This is a genomic window from Variovorax sp. dw_954, assembly GCF_018449755.1.
In the GTDB taxonomy this organism is placed as follows: Bacteria; Pseudomonadota; Gammaproteobacteria; order Burkholderiales; family Burkholderiaceae_C; genus Variovorax.
In genome coordinates this window covers 42,272-63,265 of sequence record NZ_JAAVVD010000018.1, presented here as the reverse complement: position 1 = coordinate 63,265, position 20,994 = coordinate 42,272, and the positions used below count along the sequence as shown (strand labels likewise).

20 protein-coding genes and 2 pseudogenes are annotated in these 20,994 nt (G+C 64.2%); 7 read left to right on the top strand and 15 right to left on the bottom strand.

Going from position 1 to position 20,994, the window contains the following annotated elements; all coding sequences use genetic code 11:
• Window positions 1–225 precede the first annotated feature (225 nt).
• Window positions 226–2,016 carry a hybrid sensor histidine kinase/response regulator gene (locus HB681_RS24810; protein ID WP_213957536.1) on the top strand — a complete coding sequence of 597 codons (1,791 nt, stop codon included), beginning with the start codon at window positions 226–228 and terminating at the stop codon, window positions 2,014–2,016.
• Window positions 2,017–2,121: 105 nt separating this feature from the next.
• Here the strand turns inward: HB681_RS24810 and HB681_RS24805 are convergent, their stop codons facing one another.
• The gene (locus tag HB681_RS24805; protein WP_213957535.1) at window positions 2,122–2,772 is read right to left on the bottom strand and encodes a hypothetical protein; all 651 of its coding nucleotides are present in this window, start codon (window positions 2,770–2,772) and stop codon (window positions 2,122–2,124) included.
• Window positions 2,773–3,096: 324 nt separating this feature from the next.
• A complete protein-coding gene (locus HB681_RS24800; RefSeq protein ID WP_213957534.1) occupies window positions 3,097–3,564 on the bottom strand; it encodes a hypothetical protein in 468 nt (155 codons plus the stop codon).
• Between the two features lie 935 nt (window positions 3,565–4,499).
• On the opposite strand from HB681_RS24800, the gene HB681_RS24795 reads away from it, so the two are divergent.
• Together HB681_RS24795 and HB681_RS38320 are read left to right on the top strand one after the other, a co-directional pair.
• The gene (locus HB681_RS24795; protein WP_213957533.1) at window positions 4,500–4,826 is read left to right on the top strand and encodes a hypothetical protein; all 327 of its coding nucleotides are present in this window, start codon (window positions 4,500–4,502) and stop codon (window positions 4,824–4,826) included.
• Window positions 4,827–4,833: 7 nt separating this feature from the next.
• Window positions 4,834–4,968: pseudogene (locus tag HB681_RS38320) on the top strand (IS5/IS1182 family transposase); the annotation flags it as partial.
• Between the two features lie 167 nt (window positions 4,969–5,135).
• On the opposite strand, the gene HB681_RS38315 reads toward HB681_RS38320, so the two are convergent.
• Both HB681_RS38315 and HB681_RS38310 read right to left on the bottom strand, forming a co-directional pair.
• On the bottom strand, window positions 5,136–5,531 hold the full coding sequence (locus HB681_RS38315; RefSeq protein ID WP_256735090.1) for a transglutaminase family protein: 396 nt from the start codon (window positions 5,529–5,531) through the stop codon (window positions 5,136–5,138).
• A 23-nt stretch (window positions 5,532–5,554) separates the two neighbouring features.
• A complete protein-coding gene (locus HB681_RS38310) occupies window positions 5,555–5,941 on the bottom strand; it encodes a transglutaminase N-terminal domain-containing protein (protein WP_256735089.1) in 387 nt (128 codons plus the stop codon).
• Window positions 5,942–6,176: 235 nt separating this feature from the next.
• Between HB681_RS38310 and HB681_RS24785 the strand changes: the two genes are divergently transcribed.
• Window positions 6,177–6,515: a hypothetical protein gene (locus tag HB681_RS24785; RefSeq protein ID WP_213957532.1), complete on the top strand. Its 339-nt coding sequence runs from the start codon at window positions 6,177–6,179 to the stop codon at window positions 6,513–6,515.
• Between the two features lie 169 nt (window positions 6,516–6,684).
• On the opposite strand, the gene HB681_RS24780 is transcribed toward HB681_RS24785, so the two are convergent.
• From HB681_RS24780 to HB681_RS24755, 6 genes are all read right to left on the bottom strand, one after another.
• Window positions 6,685–7,233 (bottom strand): autoinducer binding domain-containing protein, encoded by a 549-nt coding sequence (locus HB681_RS24780; RefSeq protein WP_213957531.1) that lies wholly within the window; start codon window positions 7,231–7,233, stop codon window positions 6,685–6,687.
• Between the two features lie 125 nt (window positions 7,234–7,358).
• Window positions 7,359–11,189, bottom strand: a complete 3,831-nt coding sequence (locus tag HB681_RS38810) for a DEAD/DEAH box helicase (protein WP_213957530.1) — start codon at window positions 11,187–11,189, stop codon at window positions 7,359–7,361.
• 535 nt (window positions 11,190–11,724) lie between these two features.
• A complete protein-coding gene (locus tag HB681_RS24770) occupies window positions 11,725–12,300 on the bottom strand; it encodes a hypothetical protein (protein ID WP_213957529.1) in 576 nt (191 codons plus the stop codon).
• 246 nt (window positions 12,301–12,546) lie between these two features.
• Complete coding sequence (locus tag HB681_RS24765; RefSeq protein ID WP_213957528.1) at window positions 12,547–12,726, bottom strand: hypothetical protein; 180 nt, start codon at window positions 12,724–12,726, stop codon at window positions 12,547–12,549.
• 16 nt (window positions 12,727–12,742) lie between these two features.
• The gene (locus tag HB681_RS24760) at window positions 12,743–13,069 is read right to left on the bottom strand and encodes a hypothetical protein (RefSeq protein ID WP_213957527.1); all 327 of its coding nucleotides are present in this window, start codon (window positions 13,067–13,069) and stop codon (window positions 12,743–12,745) included.
• 177 nt (window positions 13,070–13,246) lie between these two features.
• Window positions 13,247–13,774 (bottom strand): hypothetical protein, encoded by a 528-nt coding sequence (locus HB681_RS24755; RefSeq protein WP_213957526.1) that lies wholly within the window; start codon window positions 13,772–13,774, stop codon window positions 13,247–13,249.
• Window positions 13,775–14,066: 292 nt separating this feature from the next.
• Here HB681_RS24755 and HB681_RS24750 point away from each other — a divergent pair, with 292 nt between their 5' ends.
• Both HB681_RS24750 and HB681_RS24745 read left to right on the top strand, forming a co-directional pair.
• Window positions 14,067–14,402: an HU family DNA-binding protein gene (locus tag HB681_RS24750; RefSeq protein WP_256735088.1), complete on the top strand. Its 336-nt coding sequence runs from the start codon at window positions 14,067–14,069 to the stop codon at window positions 14,400–14,402.
• A 397-nt stretch (window positions 14,403–14,799) separates the two neighbouring features.
• Window positions 14,800–15,618: pseudogene (locus HB681_RS24745) on the top strand (AAA family ATPase).
• 1 nt (window position 15,619) lies between these two features.
• Here the strand turns inward: HB681_RS24745 and HB681_RS24740 are convergent.
• Both HB681_RS24740 and HB681_RS24735 read right to left on the bottom strand, forming a co-directional pair.
• The gene (locus HB681_RS24740; protein WP_213957524.1) at window positions 15,620–15,796 is read right to left on the bottom strand and encodes a hypothetical protein; all 177 of its coding nucleotides are present in this window, start codon (window positions 15,794–15,796) and stop codon (window positions 15,620–15,622) included.
• A gap of 668 nt (window positions 15,797–16,464) precedes the next feature.
• Window positions 16,465–17,445 carry a phosphoribosyltransferase gene (locus HB681_RS24735; RefSeq protein ID WP_213957523.1) on the bottom strand — a complete coding sequence of 327 codons (981 nt, stop codon included), beginning with the start codon at window positions 17,443–17,445 and terminating at the stop codon, window positions 16,465–16,467.
• 233 nt (window positions 17,446–17,678) lie between these two features.
• Here HB681_RS24735 and HB681_RS24730 point away from each other — a divergent pair, with 233 nt between their 5' ends.
• The gene (locus HB681_RS24730) at window positions 17,679–18,704 is read left to right on the top strand and encodes a tyrosine-type recombinase/integrase (RefSeq protein ID WP_213957522.1); all 1,026 of its coding nucleotides are present in this window, start codon (window positions 17,679–17,681) and stop codon (window positions 18,702–18,704) included.
• Window positions 18,705–18,755: 51 nt separating this feature from the next.
• Here HB681_RS24730 and HB681_RS24725 read toward each other — a convergent pair whose 3' ends face one another.
• From HB681_RS24725 to virB11, 3 genes are all read right to left on the bottom strand, one after another.
• Entirely contained in the window at window positions 18,756–19,358 is a 603-nt protein-coding gene (locus HB681_RS24725; protein ID WP_213957521.1) for a hypothetical protein, read from the bottom strand.
• Complete coding sequence (locus HB681_RS24720; protein ID WP_213957520.1) at window positions 19,327–19,851, bottom strand: single-stranded DNA-binding protein; 525 nt, start codon at window positions 19,849–19,851, stop codon at window positions 19,327–19,329. Before HB681_RS24720 ends, HB681_RS24725 begins: the two co-directional genes overlap by 32 nt.
• A gap of 63 nt (window positions 19,852–19,914) precedes the next feature.
• The gene (virB11, locus tag HB681_RS24715; RefSeq protein WP_213957519.1) at window positions 19,915–20,985 is read right to left on the bottom strand and encodes a P-type DNA transfer ATPase VirB11; all 1,071 of its coding nucleotides are present in this window, start codon (window positions 20,983–20,985) and stop codon (window positions 19,915–19,917) included.
• Window positions 20,986–20,994: the final 9 nt, after the last annotated feature.

The window sequence follows — 20,994 nt, the reverse complement described above, 5'->3', positions numbered from 1 at the left end:
CATGCCGACCAAGTAGCGTCCACCGATACCATGCGTGCAAGCAAAGGCTACCGGTCCAAGCGCGGTTTCCGAAAGCTGCCCTCGGAATGTCTTGCGGGGTTGGTGCCCTTGTGATCGTGGTGGCCTACGATGGCCGAGCCGCCCTCACCCGACGTTCCTCCATCGCAACGCGGCGGTTCGAGGGCCCAGGCGCCGAGGCAAGATTCGGCAACAATAGGACAGCCTATGCCCCATGCCGCCGATACCCGCCAGCGCGGTCCGCTGACCGCCCTACGACGGGGCCTGCGACATCTCTGGACCGATACGCCTCATCCCAGTCCGCTGGTCGACCAGCGGCTGGCGAGCGCCTACATCCTCGACACACGCGACCAACCTTACAGCGCCGGCGTGGCCGCCGCCATCTTCTGGATCACCTTCCTTCTCCTGACCGGCGACAAAGGGACGCTGGTCTGGGCGGTGCTGGTGCATGGCATGCAATTGAGCATGTACTTCCACCTGCACGGCGAGCAGCCCGAGGGCTACGGTGTGGAGCGGGCCTTTGCGATCCGCCGCCGGCTCGAGTCGCGCATGCTGTTTCCCGGCATCGCCTGGGCACTGGCGCCGTGGCTCTTCTTCCCCAGCGGGCACCTTACCTACATCCTGCTGATGTACTTTTTCATCAGCACCGTGACGGCGGTCTCGACCGCCGCGCTGGCGCAGTGGTGGCGCGCAGCGGTATTGTTCGCCGTGCCCGGCTATGTGAGCCTGTCGGCGCGGCTTATGCTGGAAGGCGACAAGCTGACGCTGCTGATGGGCGGCTTGGCGCTGTTTCAGCTCTGGGGCACGCTGCACTACACGCTCAAGCAGCACAGGCTGATCGTGCAGTCGCTGGAGAACGGCTTCGAGACCACGCTTTTGACCCAGGAGCTATCGCGCCAGCTGAAGCAGGTCGCGCAGTTGTCGGCGCAGCGCACGCGCATCTTCGCCGCCGCCAACCACGACTTGCGCCAGCCTATGCACGCGTTGTCCATATTCATCGACGCGCTGCGCCCCGACCGTCCGCCGACGCCAGAAACCCTGCGCTACATGCGTGACAGCGTGGACGCTCTGCGCACCTCGGTCGACGCCCTGCTGGACATCGCGCACTTCGACGGCGACGCGCAAAAACTGGTGCCGGAGCCGGTGCGGTTGGCGCCCCTGTTCCAGGCGTTGGGCGGCCGCTTCACGGTCGCGGCCGCGGCCAAAGGGCTGGCATTGCGGTTCGTACCCACCGAGGCGGTGGTGCAGGCCGATGCGCGGGTGCTCTCGCGCCTGCTGGGCAACCTGGTGGACAACGCCATCAAGTACACGCCGAGCGGCCGTGTGCTAGTGGCCGCGCGGCGCAGCCGCAACGCCGAGGGGCCGGCTTGGCGCATCGAGGTGCGTGACTCTGGCGTCGGCATCGACACGCAGCATCGCGAGCAGGTCTTTGAGGCCTTCTTCCAAGTCGACAACCCCGGCCGCGACCGTAGCCGAGGCTTGGGCCTGGGCCTGTCGCTGGTGGCCAGCATGGCGCGCATGATGGGCTCGCGCATCGTCGTGCGCTCTGAGGCGGGACGGGGCAGCACTTTCAGCCTCGTACTGCAGGCCGCGCAAGCCGCGCCTGCCACTTCAGCCGATTCTGCGCCGGCACCGCTGGGCGCAGTCGAGGCACCGCGGCGCGTGCTGGTGCTGGACGACGAGGAGCCGGTGCGCCGCGCCATGGCCACCCTGTTGCGCGGCTGGGGCCACCACGTGGCGCTCGCGGCCAGTCCAGACGAGGCCTGGCAGCAGCCCGGCCACTACGACCTGCTGCTGGGCGACCTTCGGCTGGGCAGCGGCCTGTCGGGCCTGGCGGCAGCCCAAGCATTGCATGCCGTCGGCAAGGTGCGGCGTGTGGCCATCGTGACGGGCGAGACCGCGGTGGTGCACCGAGCAGAGATCGAGCGCGCCGGCTATGCGCTCTTATTCAAGCCGGCCGACGCGCGCCACCTGAGAGCGCTGTTGGCGGGGAGCTAGCTGCGCACAGAGACATCGGCGGTTTTTTCGCACTCAATACGGTGCGCTTCTCGGGCAGGCGTCTTTCGCGAAGCGCCAGATAATGCACGCAAACCGAGACGACCCTTACGAAGACGCGCGATGCCGCTCGGCCTCTTTCGCGTGCTCAACCGTCTCGACGACTTGCTGGATTGAAAGCGGCCCCGTGAGTTCGACCTCTCCGGCGAGCACGCTGTCCAGCGCGGCGCGTCCTTTCTTCCCCGCCAGCCAGGACGATGAAGCGCTGACCGACCCGCCGCCGAACTTGGCATGAAGGGCGGTGGCCGCCGCGCGGCTGATCGCCGCGAACGCAGCGTGGTCCTCGGCGGCCGTGGCCGCGCGCACCACTGTGCAGTAGGCCTCGAGCTTTTCGGTTTCGAGTCGCAGCCGGCGTGCCTTCGCCTCGCCTTGCGCTACATGCCCGAGGAGCGCGGCGCCATTCGAGGTCGAGAAGACTCTGATCTGGCGCCCTTCTTCCCAACTCGAGTCGCTCCGGGTCATCACCTGAACGGCTCGGCCGCGGGCCTTGGAGGCTGTCTGCGCTGCGGCCTGCGCTGAGGAGGCCTGCGACATGTCCCACACGAGCAACGGCGCATGTAGTGACCCGTGCACCGCCCACCGTCCATCGATGTTGAGATAGCGGATGTAGAGCGTTGCCGGGCCGCCGTGATTGCGATGCTCCAGCAATGCCGAGCCGTGTTCGGCAAGTGAAAGTAGAAGGTATTGTTTTGGCAGCATCGCGGGAATTTCTTTGATCAGGCTGCGATTGTGGCGCTGCAGCTTCCGCGGTGGGCCGGTGCTACTTGGGGGCGCCCGTCCCACTCCACTGCCACCAGGTCAGTCCACGTACTCTGCGTCTGGGCGCGCAAGGGATAGACGCCCCGTTCGAGATCTGGCTTTCCGATCTTGGCCGGCATGCGTCATCTCAGCCTTGGAAAGGCTCTGGCCATGGCGCCACGGCGTGACCACCTTGCTTCGGCGCGAGATGACCCAGGCCGAGCCTCGAGGCCATAGAACAGTCCGCGGTTTCACCTGGAAGCCACAAGGACTCCAGAGCGCAACTCATCCGTGGAGAAGTTCGCTGGAGTCTGATTCTTCCGTTGTGTTGGGCGCCAGTGGCTGGGCCTGCGACATCGCAAGCAAACGCGCTTCGACCTGCCTGAAGGCCTCGGTGCTCACCAGGCGCTGGATCTCCAGCGAGGCCTGCAAGAGGAAGTTTTCGCCATCGGGCTCTGAGCGCTTGACGCTTTCGCAGAGAGCGAGGTAGGCCTTGAAGTCCGCAATCTCGCAGGTCGTGTAGCCACGCAACCGCGAGAACAACGTCCAGTCGTCGTGCTCGTAGATGACCACTTCCAGTGGGCTCCACTGCGTCGGGCTCGAGACCTTTTCTGCACGCAGGACCCTGTCGTACAAATGAACCCATTCGCGGATCATCGGGCTGGTGCTGCAGCGCTGAGCCAGTTCGCTGGGCAGCGCATCGAGGTCCAGCGGCTTCATCACTTCGCCGTAGGTGGCGGGGAAATCGCTCATAGTCTGCACGATGTTGGGCATGGCTCAGACAGGCAAATGCTATCTCAGCCTGCGAAGCTCCAGATGCCGCTCGGGGCGCGAAATTGCCGCGATGCAGCCTGCGCGAGCGGCTCGCTTTACTGATTTGCTCACGGTGACGGCGGCCATTGCATCGCCTGCAGTTCGGTCCACGTGAATGATTTCGAGCAGGCGCCCGATGGCTTCGGCTGGCAGTTTCACATCGGGATAGCACAGCGCGGAGGGATAGATGCCGGCCGCACGCACGTGCTGGTACGGCTCCAGGCCCGCCGAGCGCGCCACCTTTGACGTAGTTGGGGAGGCCGGCACTGCGAATCAGGTAGCGCATGAGGATCTCAGCCCGCTGTCGCACAGCGCGAATTCATTGACGCAATCGGTCAAACCTGAATACGGGCGAATTTCATCCTTCGTCCACCCCGCAACCCCTTGCGGCACAGAGACGACAGCATGAACTTTCTCGACGTGTCGATGTGACGCGCCAGTGCCGTTCGTGATCATGCACGCGACGCGCGAAGCAGTACGGAAATGGATCAAGCGACGGGGACTGAAGTACGATTGCTCCTGATGGCGCCTCGGACGCCGCACACGAGGTACTGCATGGCTCCCTGGCATAGCGACCCCATTTATTCCGAGTGGTATCCGGCGGCTGCCCGACTCGAGCGACAGGGCACCTATGAGGTCCTGCTGGCGGCAGGCAGTCAGCGTTGCTTCGCGCACTGGAACGGCTCGGGCTGGTCGGCGAATTGGGCAGACCACGGCGCCATAGAAAGCCGTGCGAAGGACCTGGCGACCGTTACACACTGGCACGGCTTGACCGAGCGGTCCGCACGACGTGGCCGTATTCGAGTTGGTCTGGGGCGCGTGCAGGGGCTCATTGGCCCGTGATTCAAGGCCTCCCGGTGACTTGGACCGCCTTCATGAAATCCGCCCGCGTTCTCTGCCTTGCGGCAGTTGCGCTCGGTGGCTGCGCGAGGCCAGCCGCGCCAGTGCAGGTCGAGAAGGTCAAAAGGGTCGAGGCCGCCGTGCAGCCATCCGACGAGGCCGGGGTGGCGGACTGCCAGTACGTCGGAACGGCGATGGGATCCTCGGGGCTGTACGGCGCGGACGCTGGGCTGGGCGACCGCAATGCGCGTGCCGACGCCCTGCAAAAGGCTCGCTTGCTGGGGGCCAACCGCGTCGTATGGATCCCAGCGGCGCAGGGCCATCACAACACCCGTGCCTTGGCGAGGGCCTACAAGTGCTGACTGCCAAAAGGTCGAGCTTCCGTTCCACGTGATGAAGAACCCCTTCTGACACATGAAGACTCGCTACAACGGCCTCGCGAAGAACAAGGCGCCGCCGTTCAATCTCTTTGGACTGACCAACCTGTTCATCGTCAAGAGGTCTGCACCTTCCTGTACACCAGCAAAGTCGGGCCAAGCGCCACAGAATGCACGCAACCGAGATCGGCCCGATCCGCGACGCCTTGGGCACCATCTTCCGAAAGCAATTCGACCGGTAGCGGCGCCCCGGAGATCTGCGCAGCAAAGTTGTTCCATTGCGGCAATGCAACCTCAATCGTCCCGCGCGAGGCAATGGACAGCGACCTTCATGTCGCTCACTTCCAAAGGCCCGTAGTTCGAAAGAAAGCCACGTCGGCGAAAAGCCACGTCGGCGGCATCGCGGCCGTATGCGATCACGATTCTTCCGCCGCGCCGCTCACTCTGCGTCGCGTCGAATGTGTACCAACGCCCGCCGATCCAGGCCTCGAACCATTCATGCATGTCCATGTGGTCGAGTTGATGCAGGAAGCCTACGACCATTCGGGCGGGGATATGCAACGCGCGACACAGTGCCGCACCGACATTCGCAAAATCCCGACACACCCCGGACCCGGCAGCGAGCGTGTCGAGCGCGTCCGTGTTCCGTCGCTCACGCCGTACTTGTATTCCAGGTTGTCGTGAATTCATGCCCGGATGGCTTCCACCTGTGGTTACCCGGGCGCGACGTCGCGCGTGATCTCTCGAGCGCGATCCTCCATCTTGTCGGACGGACAATAGCGGCTCTGAAGAAGATAGGTCAGCACCTCGCAGGGCAACGCAGGAATGGGCGTGACGCCCGCCTCCGGTGCGACGGCGATAACCTCCTCGGTCTCCATGACCGTGCTGACCTCGATGCGCATCTCGCCCTTGGGAATCGTAAGGCGCTGGCAAAGGTTTCCGTACGCGTCGACGTACTCGGTCGTCGGCACCCAGGGACGCATCTGGTAGACCTCGCTGACCATCCACTGTGCTTCGCCGCTACGCGGTCGCATCATTGCGACCACTGGACAGTCCTCGCCAGCAATGACGGTCAACCTGCATTCGGCATGAAGTCGCATTCGAACCTCTTTGTGGTGGCGGGGCTTCGCTGTGCATCCGCGCCCCCGGTGGTGCGGCGCGAACGGGAAAACGAAGGGTTGAAGACGCAAGAGATCGAGCGGCGCGAGGCTTCACGCCGGAGTTTTTTCAATGATGCTTTGCACAAACGCTCGGCGGCACCGGTCCGGTGTAGGGCGATCACTCTAATCGTGAGCTTGACGGTGCCTCTCGCTGGTGGCAATGTTGCAGTGCAACATGAATGCATTCGCCGTCAACTTTGCCTCGCGCTTGCGCCTCGAAGATCTCGGGGCCGAGATCGCTCACGCCCGCAGGCATGATGACCTTGGTCGTCTCGCAGCCCTGTGTTTTTGCGAAGTTCGGTCATGGGCCACGGGCGCGGGCGAACAGCGGTTGGCAGATCTCGCATGGAGCCTCTGCATCCGGGCGCCGGCAGCTAACAGAATTGCATTCCTTGCTCGAATCGACCGCTTGATTGCAGAGTTGGAAGAAGCGTGCATGCGGGCCGGAATCGACTCGCTTGCGGCTACGCTGCGCGTTTCCCGAAGGCAACACCCATCGTTGGCGATTGCGTAGCGATCCAGCCGAAAAGGCCGCGAAAACGAAGCTTGAAGAGCAACACCTCCGACGGGATGCCGTCATAGGGCCCCTACGACGGCGACGATGGAAGGGCCGGGAGCTCCGTCCAGTCGTTGGCCGTCTTGTCGGTCGTCGGATGGGTTGATCTGGGCGTCCGCTGCTGCGCTCAGTGCAGCAGTCCGGAGATCAGCGCCTGTACCACGGCAGCGGTCTTGTTGGCTGCCTTCATCTTGTGCACGACGTTCTTGATGTGGAAGTTCACCGTGGGCACGGAGATCGAAAGGATGTCGCCGATCTCGCTGGCCGTCTTCCCGTCGGCTGTCCACTTCAGGACCTCGATCTCGCGCGGGGTCAGCGGGACCTCGGGCTGCGGCGCGTACTTGTGTTTCATCAAGCGCGACAGCGAGATGTGCGCGGCCTGGACCAGCCATCGCATTTGGCTGTCCTTCTCGCGCAGCTCTTGCGCCGTCAGCACCTCGCTGGAGCGCGACAGGGTCAACATGCCGCCCACGCCAAATCCGTCAAGACTGGACTGCGCCCAGCCATGTCGCAGGCCCTGGTCCTTGGCCTCGGACCGCAGCTCATTGGCCGAGGCAAAGAGCGCATCGTCCCAGAGGATAGGGGACTGGTTGATCTGCCCGTGGCGCACGCTCGGATCGATCGCCAGGTAGCCCGCTTCCATGTAGCGCGCTTGCCAGGCGAGCGCGGGTTGCACCGAATGCTTGGCAAGTGGGGACGGTGCCCCTTGGCGCGGCCGCGCCGCCCGGTTGACCTGCGAGAGCGACGGGACCAGTCAAGGCGACTTGCAGTCAAAAATGCACTGCCTTTTCGTTTCGCGCGTCATCCGCGCATGAGTTCCATCAGCGCGGTGGCATCGAGGGCGCTGTGCGACTCGGTGCCCTCGAGCACACCGTCGGCGAGTGCACGCTTGTGCTGATGGAGTTCCACGATGCGCTCCTCGAGTGTTCCCGCGCTGACGAGCCGGTAGACCGTCACCGGGCGCAACTGGCCGATGCGATGCGCGCGGCCACTGGCCTGGTCTTCGGCGGCCGGGTTCCACCAAGGGTCGGCAATCACGACGTAGTCGGCCACCGTGAGGTTCAGACCGAAACCACCGGCCTTGAGGCTGATTAGAAACAGTGCCCCTTCGCCCGCCTGGAAGGCGTTGACGCGTCGCGTGCGTTCGGCCGTCGGCGTCGCGCCGTCGAGGTACTGGTAGCCGATGCCGGCCGCATCCAGCGGTTCGCGCAACAGCGTCAGGAAATCCACGAACTGGCTGAACACGAGCGCCTTGTGTCCATTGGCGGCCAACTCCAACGCAAGTTCGCCAAAGGCCTGTACCTTGGCGCCGACAAGGCCCAGCTCGGGAGTGACCAGGCGCGGGTCACAGGCCGCACGACGCAACCGAGTCAACTGGGCCAGTACGTTGATCTGCGCCTGACCGCCGCCTGCACTCAGACTCTGCTCGGCGGCCGCAAGTGCATGACGCCGCAGCACTTCGTAGTGCGCCCGCTCGGCCTCGTCGGGGCGGATGGTGAGAGTGAGTTCGGTGCGCGGGGGCAGGTCGTCAAGCACCTGAGACCTGGTGCGGCGCAGGATGAAGGGCGCGACCAGACGCTTGAGCGTGCGCTGCGCATCGCGGTCACCGTCGCGCTCGATCGGTCCTGCAAAGCGTTCGTTGAAGCGTGCGCTGCTGCCCAGCAACCCCGGATTGCAGATGCGCATGATGGACCAAAGCTCTGCCAGCCGGTTCTCGATCGGCGTACCCGACAGTGCGAGCCTGAAGTCCGTCTTGAGCGCGTGCACCGCCTGCGTCCGCTTGGCGGCCGAGTTCTTCAGCGCCTGCGCTTCGTCGAGCACCAGCGTATGCCATTCGCACGCGCCGAAGGCGTCAACGTTCAGCAGAAGCAAGCCGTAGGACACTATCACCACGTCATGGGCAGCAGCGTCAGCCAGAAGGGTGTCGCGATTCGCCCCATCGCCATACGCGCACAGCTTCAGCGACGGCGCGTAACGCCGCGCCTCGCTCAGCCAGTTGCCCATCAGCGAGGTCGGCGCGACCACCAGCGCGGGACCCTCGCCTGCACGCGCCAGCAACACGGCCAGCGCCTGCAGGGTCTTGCCCAGCCCCATGTCGTCGGCAAGGCACGCACCCCACCCGGCCGCGGCCAGCCTCATCGCCCACTGGTAGCCGTCGAGTTGATAAGGACGCAGTTCGGCCTGCAGCGCGGATGGCGACACTGGCGCGAGTTCTTGCGCCTCGGCCAAGCGTCTAATGCGCTGCCGAAGATCGTCGTCCGCATCTCGGTCCGCGCCGTCCAGGGTCGCATCCAGCCACAAGGCTGCGACCGCGGGCACGCTGACCTGACCGCGTTGCAGTTCGACCACCGCGGAGAGATCGGCGATGCGCGCGCGCAGTTCCTGCGTCAACGCCAGATAGCGTCCTTCACCCAGCGGCACAAAGCGCCCGCGGCTGCCGCTGCTCCATTGCAGCAACTGCTCCAGGCTCAGTACCTGCGCCTCGTCGACCTGCACACTGCCGTCCAGCGCAAACCAGTCGCGATCGCTGTGCACGCGCATGCGCAACTGCGCCACCCCGACCGATGAGACCGTGACCGGTCGACCCGCCGGCCAGTCCAACGCCTGCACCGCTTCCAACTGGGGCAATGTTTCGAGGACGTCCAGCGCATCCTCGGCATCGAGGATTTCGAACTCGGCCGGCCCCGTTTCGGTGCCGCCAAGCAGCGGGCAGGCTTCGCGCACGGACGCGAGGTGCCGCTTCTCCGCAGCGAGATCGCGTTGTGCGGCCAGGGTCTGGCCACCCACCGCAGCGATCATGCGGGCGCGGCCGTGGCCGGGAACGGTGCGAGGACCCTCGGGGCCGAACGGAGCGACCACCAGGCGCAGCCGCAGGCCTTCGCCCAGGGGAGTGAGCTCGGCGCGCAGCGCGCTTTGCGCGGGTACGTCGCGCCCGCCCGGCAGGCTGTCCACATGCACCTGGAAGTGCGCGCCCAAACCTTGCAGTACAGGTTGCAGCAGATTCGAGGCGTCCTTCGGCACATTGAGGCCGTCGCCCAGCAGCAGTGCCGCGCGGCGCTGGGCCGGCGTGAAGCGTACGACCCGGGCACGCTGCGCGCTCTCGCGGATCACGGTGGTCGACGCCAAGGCCTCCGCTGCTCTCGTTTCGCCAGCGTTCAAGAACCACTGCGTGGGGGATGGACCGCGCAGCGGCGGATACACCGTCAGACGCAGACTCTCGCCGACCTCGGCCACCTCGAGCTGTGGGGGCGCCGCCTCCAGCGTGATCGCAACGCCGGGCTGATCCGAGAACTCTACCGCCGGATGGCCGATCAGCGCCATCACGGCCGCGGCCGCGTCGACGCGCAGGTCGCGCGCCGACCCGTGCGCGGAGCGCTGGATGCACCGCACCACCTGCGCATCGTGTGGCGGCAGATTGCTCGCCTGCGACAACGCCCATAGCGACGCCGGTTGCGGACGGTTCCAGCCGCGCGCGCCACGCTTTTGCTCGTACGGGGTGACTTCGCAAATGGCACCGTCGTCATCGAGTGCCAGCGCCCAGCAAATGCGTTTGGCCGGCGCCGACGGATTGCTATTCGATGATGGCTGGGCGGGCCCACCGATTGCCGCCAGCGCGGCCAGCGCGGCGCGCCAGCTCTCCTGTGCGGCCGGCACAAAAAAAGTGGGTCGCACGGGGCGCGCGGCCAGCAGGTTCAATGCGTCCTCGCATTGCGCGTACAGCCGGTGCAAGCCAGCGCGTTCAAGACGGGCCAGCAATGCGTCAGCGGCTTCGTGTTCAGCCTTGGACAGCGGCTGCACCGCGTTGTCCACCTTGAGCCAGGCGCGCATCAGCCAGCGCCAGAAGTCAAGCTGCGAGGTGCCGTCGCCCCAGCCCAATGGCGCGAACTGCGCAAGGTCACGTGGCGAGTCGCCGCGGCGCATCTGCACCGCCAGCGCGGCCGCGCCCCACGGCGAGTCCGCGGTCGGTTTGCGCTGCCCCGCCTCGGCCAGGCACAGCTTCAATGCTTTGTCCAGGCTCGATGGCGTCTGTTGGGAAAGCAGGCATTGCAGGTAGGGCAGCATCAACACATCCGACAGGATGCCCTTGCGCTGGCCGGTGTACTTCCTGAGCCCCGCCAGCGCCGTGTCGTAGCGCTGTTCGGCTTGTGCCCAGCGAGCCTGGGTCGCCAGCACGCCCGCCTCCACTGCCCGGGCCAGCGAGCTACGGTAGACGGCATCCTCGCCCGTGGCCTCGTGCAGTGGCTGCAGCAGGGGGGCCATCCCGGCATCTGGTTCGTTTTCCGCCGCGTCCGCGCGACCACTGCAGAGCCGATATTCCGCCAGCAGCATGCGCAGCCGCAGGTCATTGGGCGCGGGGAGCACGGCGAGCAGTTCGGTGGCCAAGTCCTCGAGCGGCAGCCTCGGAGGCTCCCACGTGAGCAGGACCTGGCGCAGTCCATGGCTCACGACATGAACTTGCACGGATGGGTGCAGGCGCCGGACCAGCGCCACATTCGTCACGCCAGACAGTGCCATGCCCACCGCTTGATCCCAGCCGGCCCACGCACAGGCGTCGCCCCAGCGATCTGCCACTTCGTCCAGCGGCTTGCCGGCAAAGAATTCCAGGCGCAGCAGCGCGGCGGCCGCGTTCACGGATGCGAAGTGTCGATGCAGGCCCTTCGGACCGTCGACTTTTTCGTGCTGCGCGAGGGCCAGGACGAGTGAGTCGAAGTCAGGCCGCGCGAGCAGGTCGAGCAGGACGGCGGTGTCCATGTCCGGCGCCAGGCGCCACAAGCCCTGGCGCTGGGGGTTCTCCTCGGCCCATCCCGCGTCGCTCAACTGACGGATCACCTCGCGCACGCGCTCACTGGTCAGGCGCTTTGCGCCTTCACGCTCGTCGAGTTGGCCCAGCATCGTGAAGACCCACGTGCGGGGTCGATGCGTGGCGCCGAGCGCCAGCGCCAGCATGACGGCGCGCTGCGCGGCGCTGGCACCGCGCAGACGCAGTTCGGCCGGGGGGGTGTCATTGGCAAGCATCGCCGCGCGCAAGGATTCGAGCGAATGCTACCCGTTGCGGGAATTGACAAGCGGGTTGGACGCGCCATGCCGCACACGGTTTGCCGTTCTCTCGTTCGAAAACAAGCGTTCCCGATCGTGTGCCGTGCTCGCGATACCCATCAACGAACAATCACCTTCGGGCCCTGGCGACGTCGATGGACGCGCAGAGTTCTTCGTACTCGGTCAGGCTCACGTCCAGGGCGTCGAGCCATCGGTCGAAGTACAGGTCCAGTGCGTCGCTGCCGGGATGGTTGCCGCGGTGGTGACGGATGAAGTCCTTGCGGTGCTGCACCTTGTCGGCGATGAGCATGTGCTTCACGGCTTCAAGGGGGCCGGCGGAAGGACAGCCATCGGCCACCATGCGAAGTCCGTCCGGCGAACGATGCACCCTGTCGACTGGCCACGCATTGGCCCGTCCGCGAAATTCCATGACCAGCAGGATCACGAACGGATCGGCGTCGACACTGTTCATGAAATCCTGACCATGATGAATCAGGTCTTCGTCTGCCTGGAACAGTGGGTGCAGGCAGAACGCGCGCATCGCGGCCTCGGTGGCATCGAGCTCGCTCAGGATGATCAGCCCCTCGTCGATGCGCTGCTGGAGCGCCACCCCTGAACCTTTTGCGATGCGGTCGGCGTAGTGCGTCCGGATGGCCTGGTATTCGGGCGACCAGGTGGCGCGAACGATGTCTTCTGTGACGATCAAGGCGGCAACTCCATTTGGGGGCAATGGGCCTTTCGGTGGAAATTCATACGGTCGGCGCGAGAAACTCAAGGCACACGGGTGCTCAATCCGTGAGACTTGGACGATCACGCCGAAGTGGAAGTGTCAGCAGCCACTTGAACCGAGACGGGCGTCCTCCGCATGCATGCCTCCCAAGCTAACGCCAACGACGTAGAACGAATCGGTCTGCCTCGCACGTCGGGTTGTGGGCCGGCTGTTGGCGTTTTTCTACTCATGCGCTCGCAGGTCTGCGAGGGACGTTTCCAATGTCTCAGCAGCGTCAGCGTGCATCTCGGCCGTGGCGTCGTCTAGCGCGATGCCCGAAGGCATCTTGCGGGCCTCGGCGGCGTCTCTCAGCACGTTGATTGCCAGGCGCAGTGCGTCGGCCGGCGTCATGTGATGCTGCATGGCTTGTCGTTCGTTGTTATCCCACTGGATTCGTTGCGCCAGGTCCAAGCTCATCGAGCAACACATCACCCATGCGGCCTTTGACTTTGACCCAGGGGCCGGGCGGATGCCCGTGACCGTCCCATTCGTTCAGAGCACGCACTGCATCTGCCTTGTACTCGTAGCAGTAGCGCCGTTGCGCAGATGAGTGCAGCGACATGCCTACCAAGATGCCGTGAGTGAGCAGCATTTGCCCGATACCGCAGACTTGGCCGTTTTTCATGCACAGGTTCGAGTACCTTCCGGCGCCAAGGCGTAGCACTTCATCGGATAGGCCTCTCGGAAGCTTGTCGGGATTCTTCACGCGGTTTTCCTTCAGTCGTGGTCCAATCGTCTTGGGCTGCCAGGTTGCCGGCATTGTGAACGAGGCCAAGCAGCGGCCCCAATGCTGGGGTGGGCCGCGGGAGCCGCGAGAAACGAAGCACGCGCCTCGGCATGTCGAACGCGGCGTCTCGATCTGCGCGTCAACCAGGCAATCCTTCTATTCGGGGTCCGGCTTGTCGAAGGGAGGACTTTCATCGGTCTCTAACTTCACCCGCAGAGGCTGCTCGACGGGCAACGGCAAGCTCGACCTGTGGACAAGGATCGAGAGTTCGCTGCCGACGAGCCGCGCAGAGAAGAGCGGCACTCCGGCCGGCGAGTAGGCCGTGCCAGCGCGGCCGAAAGTACGCTCAAGCGTGAGACGTGAAGTCGGCGCCGCCAGATGCTCCTCGATACGAACAATGAAGCTCTGCGTCACCGTTACGACTGGCAACCGTTTCAGATAGTCGGCCGTTTCTTTCAGGAGTAGCAGCGACTCTCGGCGTTGCTCGTCAGTCGAAAAATTCATGGCGCAATGATAGTTTCCAGTCCCGCTGCATGGGGGCAGCGCAATCGCGGACTCGTTGCTTCGGCCAGGCAGGAGCGCGGATCGGTCGGAGCGGATGACTGCGCGGTCTGCGCTGCGAGCGAAAGTTTGATCACGGGCTCGAGGCGCCGCCCCGGTCATGAGGATCTGAAGGTCGGTCACGGTTCGAGGTCCTTGGTTTGACGAGTGTCGCGCCATGCGGCCCCCTCCAGGCGATGCGGCGTTCGGATCAAAGCCGACGAAGATTGCGTGAGACCCGTGGGCTGTCATCGCCTTCATTGCACGCCGACGATGTTGATCGCGCCCGCGTTCCGGCCGGCATATTCGGCCAGGCTCAGCGGAGATTGCTCCTCGCGCAGCGGCATGGCTGCAGCACCGCGAGCGCATTGAGCGCGCGCTGCCAGCGGGCCTGCAGTGCTGACCAAGGAACGAGTGAGAAGATGCACACGAAACCATGTGCCTGCACAGGCGCTATCCTTCTGCTCCAACTTTCACAAGGACTTCCAGTTTGAACAAGAGCGAACTTATCGCCGCGATCGCGGCCGACGTGGATCTCAGCAAGGCCGAGGCGGCCCGCGTTCTGGAATCCGTGCTCGAAAACCTATCGAAGGCCCTGGCGCGGGGGGAGACCGTGCAGCTGATCGGATTCGGCAATTTCACGGTGGCGAGCCGCCCCGAGCGGACCGGCCGCAACCCGTCGACGGGCGAGCAGATGACGATCAAGGCGAGCAAGTCGCCCAAGTTCGCAGCAGGCAAGGCATTGAAGGACGCCGTCAACGCTTCGGCGTAGCCGCTGGCGTGCTGCGGATCGGCGCAGACAAGATCCCCGGCCGCGACTTTCCAAGCAACCTCTACATCCCGGTCGACGTGCAGCGAGGACCAACGGGTGGCGCACAGTCGCCCGTGGGCTTTGCTTGTGGGGCTTCATCGGAAGTTGGGCGTCGATCTACGGGTCGGCATTTCGCGGTGCACGTCATGTCGAACATCAAGGTTCGGGAGGCAAGGACCGCGAGAGTCACCGTGCGACGCTGGCGCCCGGGGGGTGCTGGGCAATGCAGACTGTCGGGCCACGCTTTCTACGAGGTCTGCTTACCCATGAGCAGCGTGCACTCTGAAAGCGCCCCGGCTCTCCGCGACGTGCTGATCGCCTTGGCGTCAAACACCTACAACTTCTTCACGAGGAATACATGGCTCGCATCTTCTGCATCGCCAATCAGAAGGGTGGTGTCGGCAAGACGACCACCACGGTCAACCTCGCGGCCGGCCTGGCCAAGGTCGGTCAGCGCGCGCTCGTGATCGACCTCGACCCGCAGGGCAACGCGACCACAGGTTCCGGTATCGACAAGCGCCAGCTCAAGCTCACCATCTACGACGTGCTGCTCGAATCGGCCACTGTCGCCGAGGCGCGCCTCACCGCCGACCAGTGCGGCTACGACGTGCTCGGCGCCAACCGCGAACTGGCTGGTGCCGAAGTGGAGATGGTCACCCTCGAGCGCCGCTAGAAGCGCCTGCGCACCGCACTCGCCGCGGTCGGCGCCGAATACGACTTTGTCCTGATCGATTGCCCGCCCAGCCTGAGCCTGCTCACGCTCAACGGCCTGTGCGCCGCGCACGGCGTGATCGTGCCGATGCAGTGCGAATACTTCGCGCTGGAGGGGCTGACCGACTTGGTCAACACGATCAAGCAGGTGCACGCCAACCTGAACAAGAATCTTCAGACCATCTTCCTCTTGCGCGTGATGTTCGACCCGCGCATCACACTGCAGCAGCAGGTGAGCGACCAACTCAAGTCGCACTTCGGCAGCAAGGTCTTCGACACGGTGATCCCGCGCAATGTCCGTCTGGCCGAGGCGCCAAGCTATGGCTTGCCCGGCGTTGTTTTCGATCCTGCTGCCAAGGGCAGTCAGGCATTCATCGCATTCGCGGCGGAGATGTTGCAAAAGCTGGCCTTACCCGGGACAGGCGCTACGACCACACCTATCGTGGCAGCAGCCGAACCCGCGTAACTTATCCGAGCTCTTCGGTGGCGTTGATGAAGTCGGTCTGCGCGCCGAACGGTCCGTTCGAGCGGAGCAACGCCAAAGGTACGAAAATGGCAGCATGACTGACCCTGGCCCGCTTTCCGAACGTGCTGGCCTGAAGACGCCTCCCCGGCCGCTCGATGGCGAGGTTTCCGGCGGCCAAGGAGTCTCTCCCACTAGCGAAGATGACGCGGCGCGAGCGCGCTTCGGTGCAGCGGCCATCGTGCTGGACCGCCTGGACACGCGGCCGCTTCATCTGCGAATGACCCGGCGACCATGGTGGAAGTTTTGGACCTGAGCGCCAGCCACGCACATCGGCCAACGAGAAAGCCCTGCTGTTGCCCGCCGCATTGACGCTCGCAAACAGGCGGGCGGCTCCGTCGTGCTCAAGGGAACTGGCCGGCGAGATCAGGCGATGGAGTCGTTTGCGCAGTCCGGCAGCATCATGCGGATGGCATCAGGCTCGCCGACAGCCACATAGACGGGCGGCGACGTTCCAGGGATCGGGATGCAGAAAGAAGCGGCGCCAGTTGCGCTGAAGAGCGCCCCTATCGCGTCAAGGACGGCCTGGTGAAAATGTTCTGTACCGGGGACAGGCATTGCTCATTGTGAGGCGATGCTAGTGGCATGCAAAGAGCCGTGTTGCAGCGCGCAGTTACATACGGAGGATTCGCGTAACAGCGCTGGATACGCTGGCCCAGCACGAGGCAAGAATTGCAGAGTCGAGATCTCCTTTTCGCAATTTGGCCCTGCTCTCTGAGTGCCCCGCCGTAATCTGGATGCTCTTCGACATGAAGCCGTGCGATCATGCTCCGCTGACCTTGCGCGATTTCAGCGGGGCGAAGTGAGTGTTCTGTTGCCTGTGTTGCTGCCGAGCACCACCTGCGACACGCCCCCGATTCTTAGCCGACGGAACCGACCCCACCACACGACGTCCACGGTAGGACAGGCTCCAGCCAGCATGACTGTTTGTTGCAGGTCGCTTTCGATGAACAGGCTAATGCCGAGACGCAGCAGCGCTTGTGCCTTGTGCGCCACCGCGCCGTCGATCGTGTGCGAGTGAGTCTGGGAATCTCGGCAGCTCAGGCCGCAAGCTTCGAACCCGTGACGATCGAGCCAGGCTCGGGTCACCTGATAGTCCTGCTGAGGCCGTGCAGTGATCACGTGACATGCTTGCCAATCCACCGGTGGCAGCTCGAGGTGAGGTCGAGGCGGTAGGTCGGCGCGACGCCCCAGCGTCTGGAGAAGGTCGCGCTCGTAATCGCTACGATGAATATCCCGCAACAAGATCCCATCCAAGTCCACACCAACGAACTCAGCCTCAGCTGCTGGCGAAAGCATCTCATACTGAGAAATGAACTGGCGTGCTGCCGGCGTCGTTTCGCGTCGGTCCCAAGGGTAGCGGACGAAGCCGGGTGCGTCCAAGGCCAGGTCAGGCGGTGTGACGCAGCGATCACGGTCGACGAAAAGTGTGCAAGTGGTGACGCGGCACCCCGCGGCCTCGACGAACGCGCGTGCGAGCGATAGCGTGGTGCCGCGGCTTGCTATGTCATCCACCAGAAGTGTCCGGCTGCCAGGGGGCGGGGCCTCGCCAAGCCACTCAACCCGGGCTTGATGGCGCTCGGCGCGCAACAGCACTAGTTCGGCGCCCAAGCGTTGACTGAACATCGTTGCGGGAACGACGCCCCCCCGCACTATCCCGACCACGGCGTCAAAGCGCTCGCCACCAGAAACCTCGGCCAGGCGGTCGACCAGATGGCCCACCAGTTGCTCGATCTTCGAATAGCTGACTTGGTGGACCGGGGAGTTCATTGCCAACCCGCTCCAAGGCTTTGCACGTGAATCGTCGTCGTATCCCTCAGGCATCGGAGTTCCTTGCGGCGATATCGAGTATGGGCCTATCCGTTCACGGTAATCAAGCATCTTCCAGCAGGGGTCGGAGCGGAACTCTGGGACCAACCTAAATATACTAACGGGTTTGCCGTCAAAGAGATTGGCCTAACTGCACTCATGGCACTTCTCACCGATTCCGTTAGTATGTTTACATGCCATCGCTTTCTCTCTTTTCCGAAGACCCTGTCGCAACACACCGGGCGGCCTTCGACAGCTGGCTGGCCGATCAGCGTGCCGCCGGAACGTTGCGTCAAAATTCCTCTATCGACGTCTATCGGGAGATGTGGTCCGCGTTCACGGCTTGGTGTCTCGGCGAGCAGCCCGCCGTGACCCTCGCCTCGCTGGACACGCGCGACCTCGAGGTGTTCCATGCGGCGCGATTCGGTACAAAGAGCTCGGACCTGTCGCTCTCGCCTCGACATGCGCTGCGCTTGATGCGACTCATTGACCGGGTGCTTCGTCACCATGCGGCAGAGATGGATCAAGCACCGAACACAGCGGCGGCGGACTGGATTGCCAGCCACCCTGCAGTTCGGTATGCCGATGCAGCCAACGCAGACCCGCTTCCCGAGTTCCTCTCCGTTGCCGAGGCCAAGCACCTCATCGCCTACCTCTCGGCCGCCCGGCCGCGGCCGGGGCTGTCGGAGGCACGTCGCAACAGCCACTCGTCTTTTACTTGGCAGGAGCTTCGCAATCGAACGGCGGTGGCACTTCAACTTGGCGGTGGTCTGACGCCGGGCGACGTGCGTGTGCTGACGATGAAGTCCCCAACGTCGCAAGGCGGGCGCGTGCGCGAGCGACCCTGGAAAATCTCGGTGCCAGGCAATGGCAATTCGCTTCCGCGCGAGACACCCATCGCGCCTTGGGCAGGCGAGCTGCTCCAGCACTGGATGCAGGTTCGTGCCGATACCGGTATCGCGGGTGAGTTCCTCTTTCCTTCGACACGCACGGGTAAGCCATGGAGCAAGCTGTCGCACTATGAATGCGCACGCCAGGTGCTCGAAGACGCGGGTTTGGACAGTAGCGAGGGCGGTTCCTTCCGCTTGCGCCACACCTTCGCGATTCGCCAGCTGCGCCGAGGGACCGACGCCCTGCAGGTCGCGCGCTGGCTTGGTATCGAACCACAAGCGATGCGCAAGTACGACCGGGTCGTGGCCGCGCCGACTGACGTCATTTGAGAAACGTACTGCCCAATTCGAATGTTGACGCCGTTGCAGCGCGTGGCGCCTTCACCGAACACGGTCGCCTTCCGTTCGGATCGCCGGCTGAGCAAGAGGCTTGGCTTTGACCGCTTCTGCTCCTTTCACGTTGGGAACCGCGGAGGGTGAAGTGATGCGCGACGCATGGGATTTGCCAACGGAATAGGGCGTTGAGTCGGGTGCCCTCTTGACACTGCGCGCGTCGGCGATCACGGACGCGTCTGCCATCTCGATCGTCTTCACCATGCGCGGCTCCGTGGCGGGCTTGCCGTCAGCTGTCATGTGACGGATCCGCACTTCGCTTGCAGCCTGGCTCGCTGACAGAGGTTGTTGCCAGCCCCGGCGATCGCGTACATCGTTGTAGACCATGCGGTCCGCATCGTCTATGACGGCGATGCGAACCACCAAGTCCGTCTGCAACGAGTGCACGCCCAACGACGCAGCGGTTTCTTCTAGCGGCCGAGGGGCAACCCTACGTCCGCGGATCGCTTCGGTTCCCGCCGCGTGCTGCGCGGGAAATGACTTCAACCGGCGTTCACTTGCCTCACGGCTTTTCGCGGCCTCGTATTCGTCCGCTTGCGGCTTCGGACCGGGCGCCGCCTCAGGCCGCGACGCGCTGCGCGGCATTTTCACGGGCAGTCCTCTTGTCGTCGTCCTCGCCGACCAGGTTCGTCCGGACCTTGTTCAGCATGCTCGCCAGTTCGGCCAGGGTGAAATCGGTTCGTGCACCAGACCCGAAGTCCTTGAGCAGCGTCTCGATCGATGCCATGCCCTTGGCTGCGGCAACAACAGGGTCCGCCTTGGGTGCCCTGCGCAGCATCTTCAGTTCGTCGATCCGGAGTTCCAACCCACGCTGCTCCACCCCGTCCTTGTCGGTCCATCGCGTGGTGCGTTGACGGCCTTCGACGTAGACCTCGCTTCCCTTTGTCAGGAACTCGAGAGCGATTGCCGCGAGCCGGTCATAGCAGACCACCTGGTGCCACTCCGTGTGCTCGACCGACTCTCCCGAAGTCCGATCTGTCCAGTACTCGTTGGTCGCCAGGCTAAAGGTTGCGTAGACGCCCTTCCCACTCTGGCCACCTTCGGGATCGCGGCCGAGTCGGCCGATCAGTTGCGTTCGATTCATTGCTTTCTCCTTCGCTGAACGAGGGCACCGCTGATGGCCCTCACACCTGCGCTGAGCCACTCCTCACCTCACGACCGACAGCGCATACATCGGGTCGTAGTAGATCGCCGGCACGTGCCGACCAAGTTCCCTGTCGAACACGAGCTGGACGACGACGTGCACCAGCGTGTGCAGCAGCCGCATGATTTCGTCGATCGCCAGGCTCCGACCTTCATCAGACGCCTTGATGAGCAGCGCGATGCGCACGAATGCCTCCTGCGGTGAGTTCGCGTGCACGGTCGTTGCACCGCCGGGGTGTCCAGAGTTGAGGACGTTTTGCACGTAATAGAACGTCTCGTCGCCGCGCAACTCGGCGAGCAGCACGCGGTTGGGAGTCTTGCGCATCACGGCCTGCAGCACCTGCTTGGCGGTGGCCCCGACCACGCGCTCGCCATCGTGGCCATCACGGCGGTAAAAGAGCGCTTGGGAGTTGGGGTGGTTTCTAAGCGGCATCTCCGGCGTGTCTTCCACCGTGATCAGCCGCTCCCATCGCGGGATCATCTCGATGAGGGCGCGGATGAAGGACGTCTTGCCGCTCCCCGTAGCACCGGAGACGATCATGTTCTGATGACTACGCACCGATCCCCCGAGAAACGCGGGCCAGTCGCCTGCTTTCGCCAAGTTCCAGAGTTCGACCTGGGCAGGTTCAAGCAGCCCAAGAAGCCGGACCCGCTCGTCGTCCGTAAGCGCAGCGGAGTGCACATGCCGCGTGCGCGAGAAGTACCCCTGCGCCACGAACTCACCGAGTTCGAAGGTCTGGCTGGTGTGCTTTCGCAGGTTGAGATAGATCATGCCCCGTGCCGCGGTCGGCGGCATCGTCATCTCGATGCGCTCGCCTCCGGGCAGGTGGGTCGACAGAATGGGATCCCCTTCATCGAAGGGCTTCTGCGAGATGTTCGCCAGGAAGTTGCCAAGTGCCTGGAGGTATTCGAAGCTGATCGCGGGTGCTGCAACCTGCTCCCACACGCCACGCTTCCACAACTGGACAATTCCGGGTGCGTTAACCGCGACCTCGTTCACGCTTGGATCTTCTAGCCAGGCCTCGAAGGCGCGTAGGTGCGCGAGGATCGAAACGTACTTGTCGGGAGCGCCCATGGTCGACCC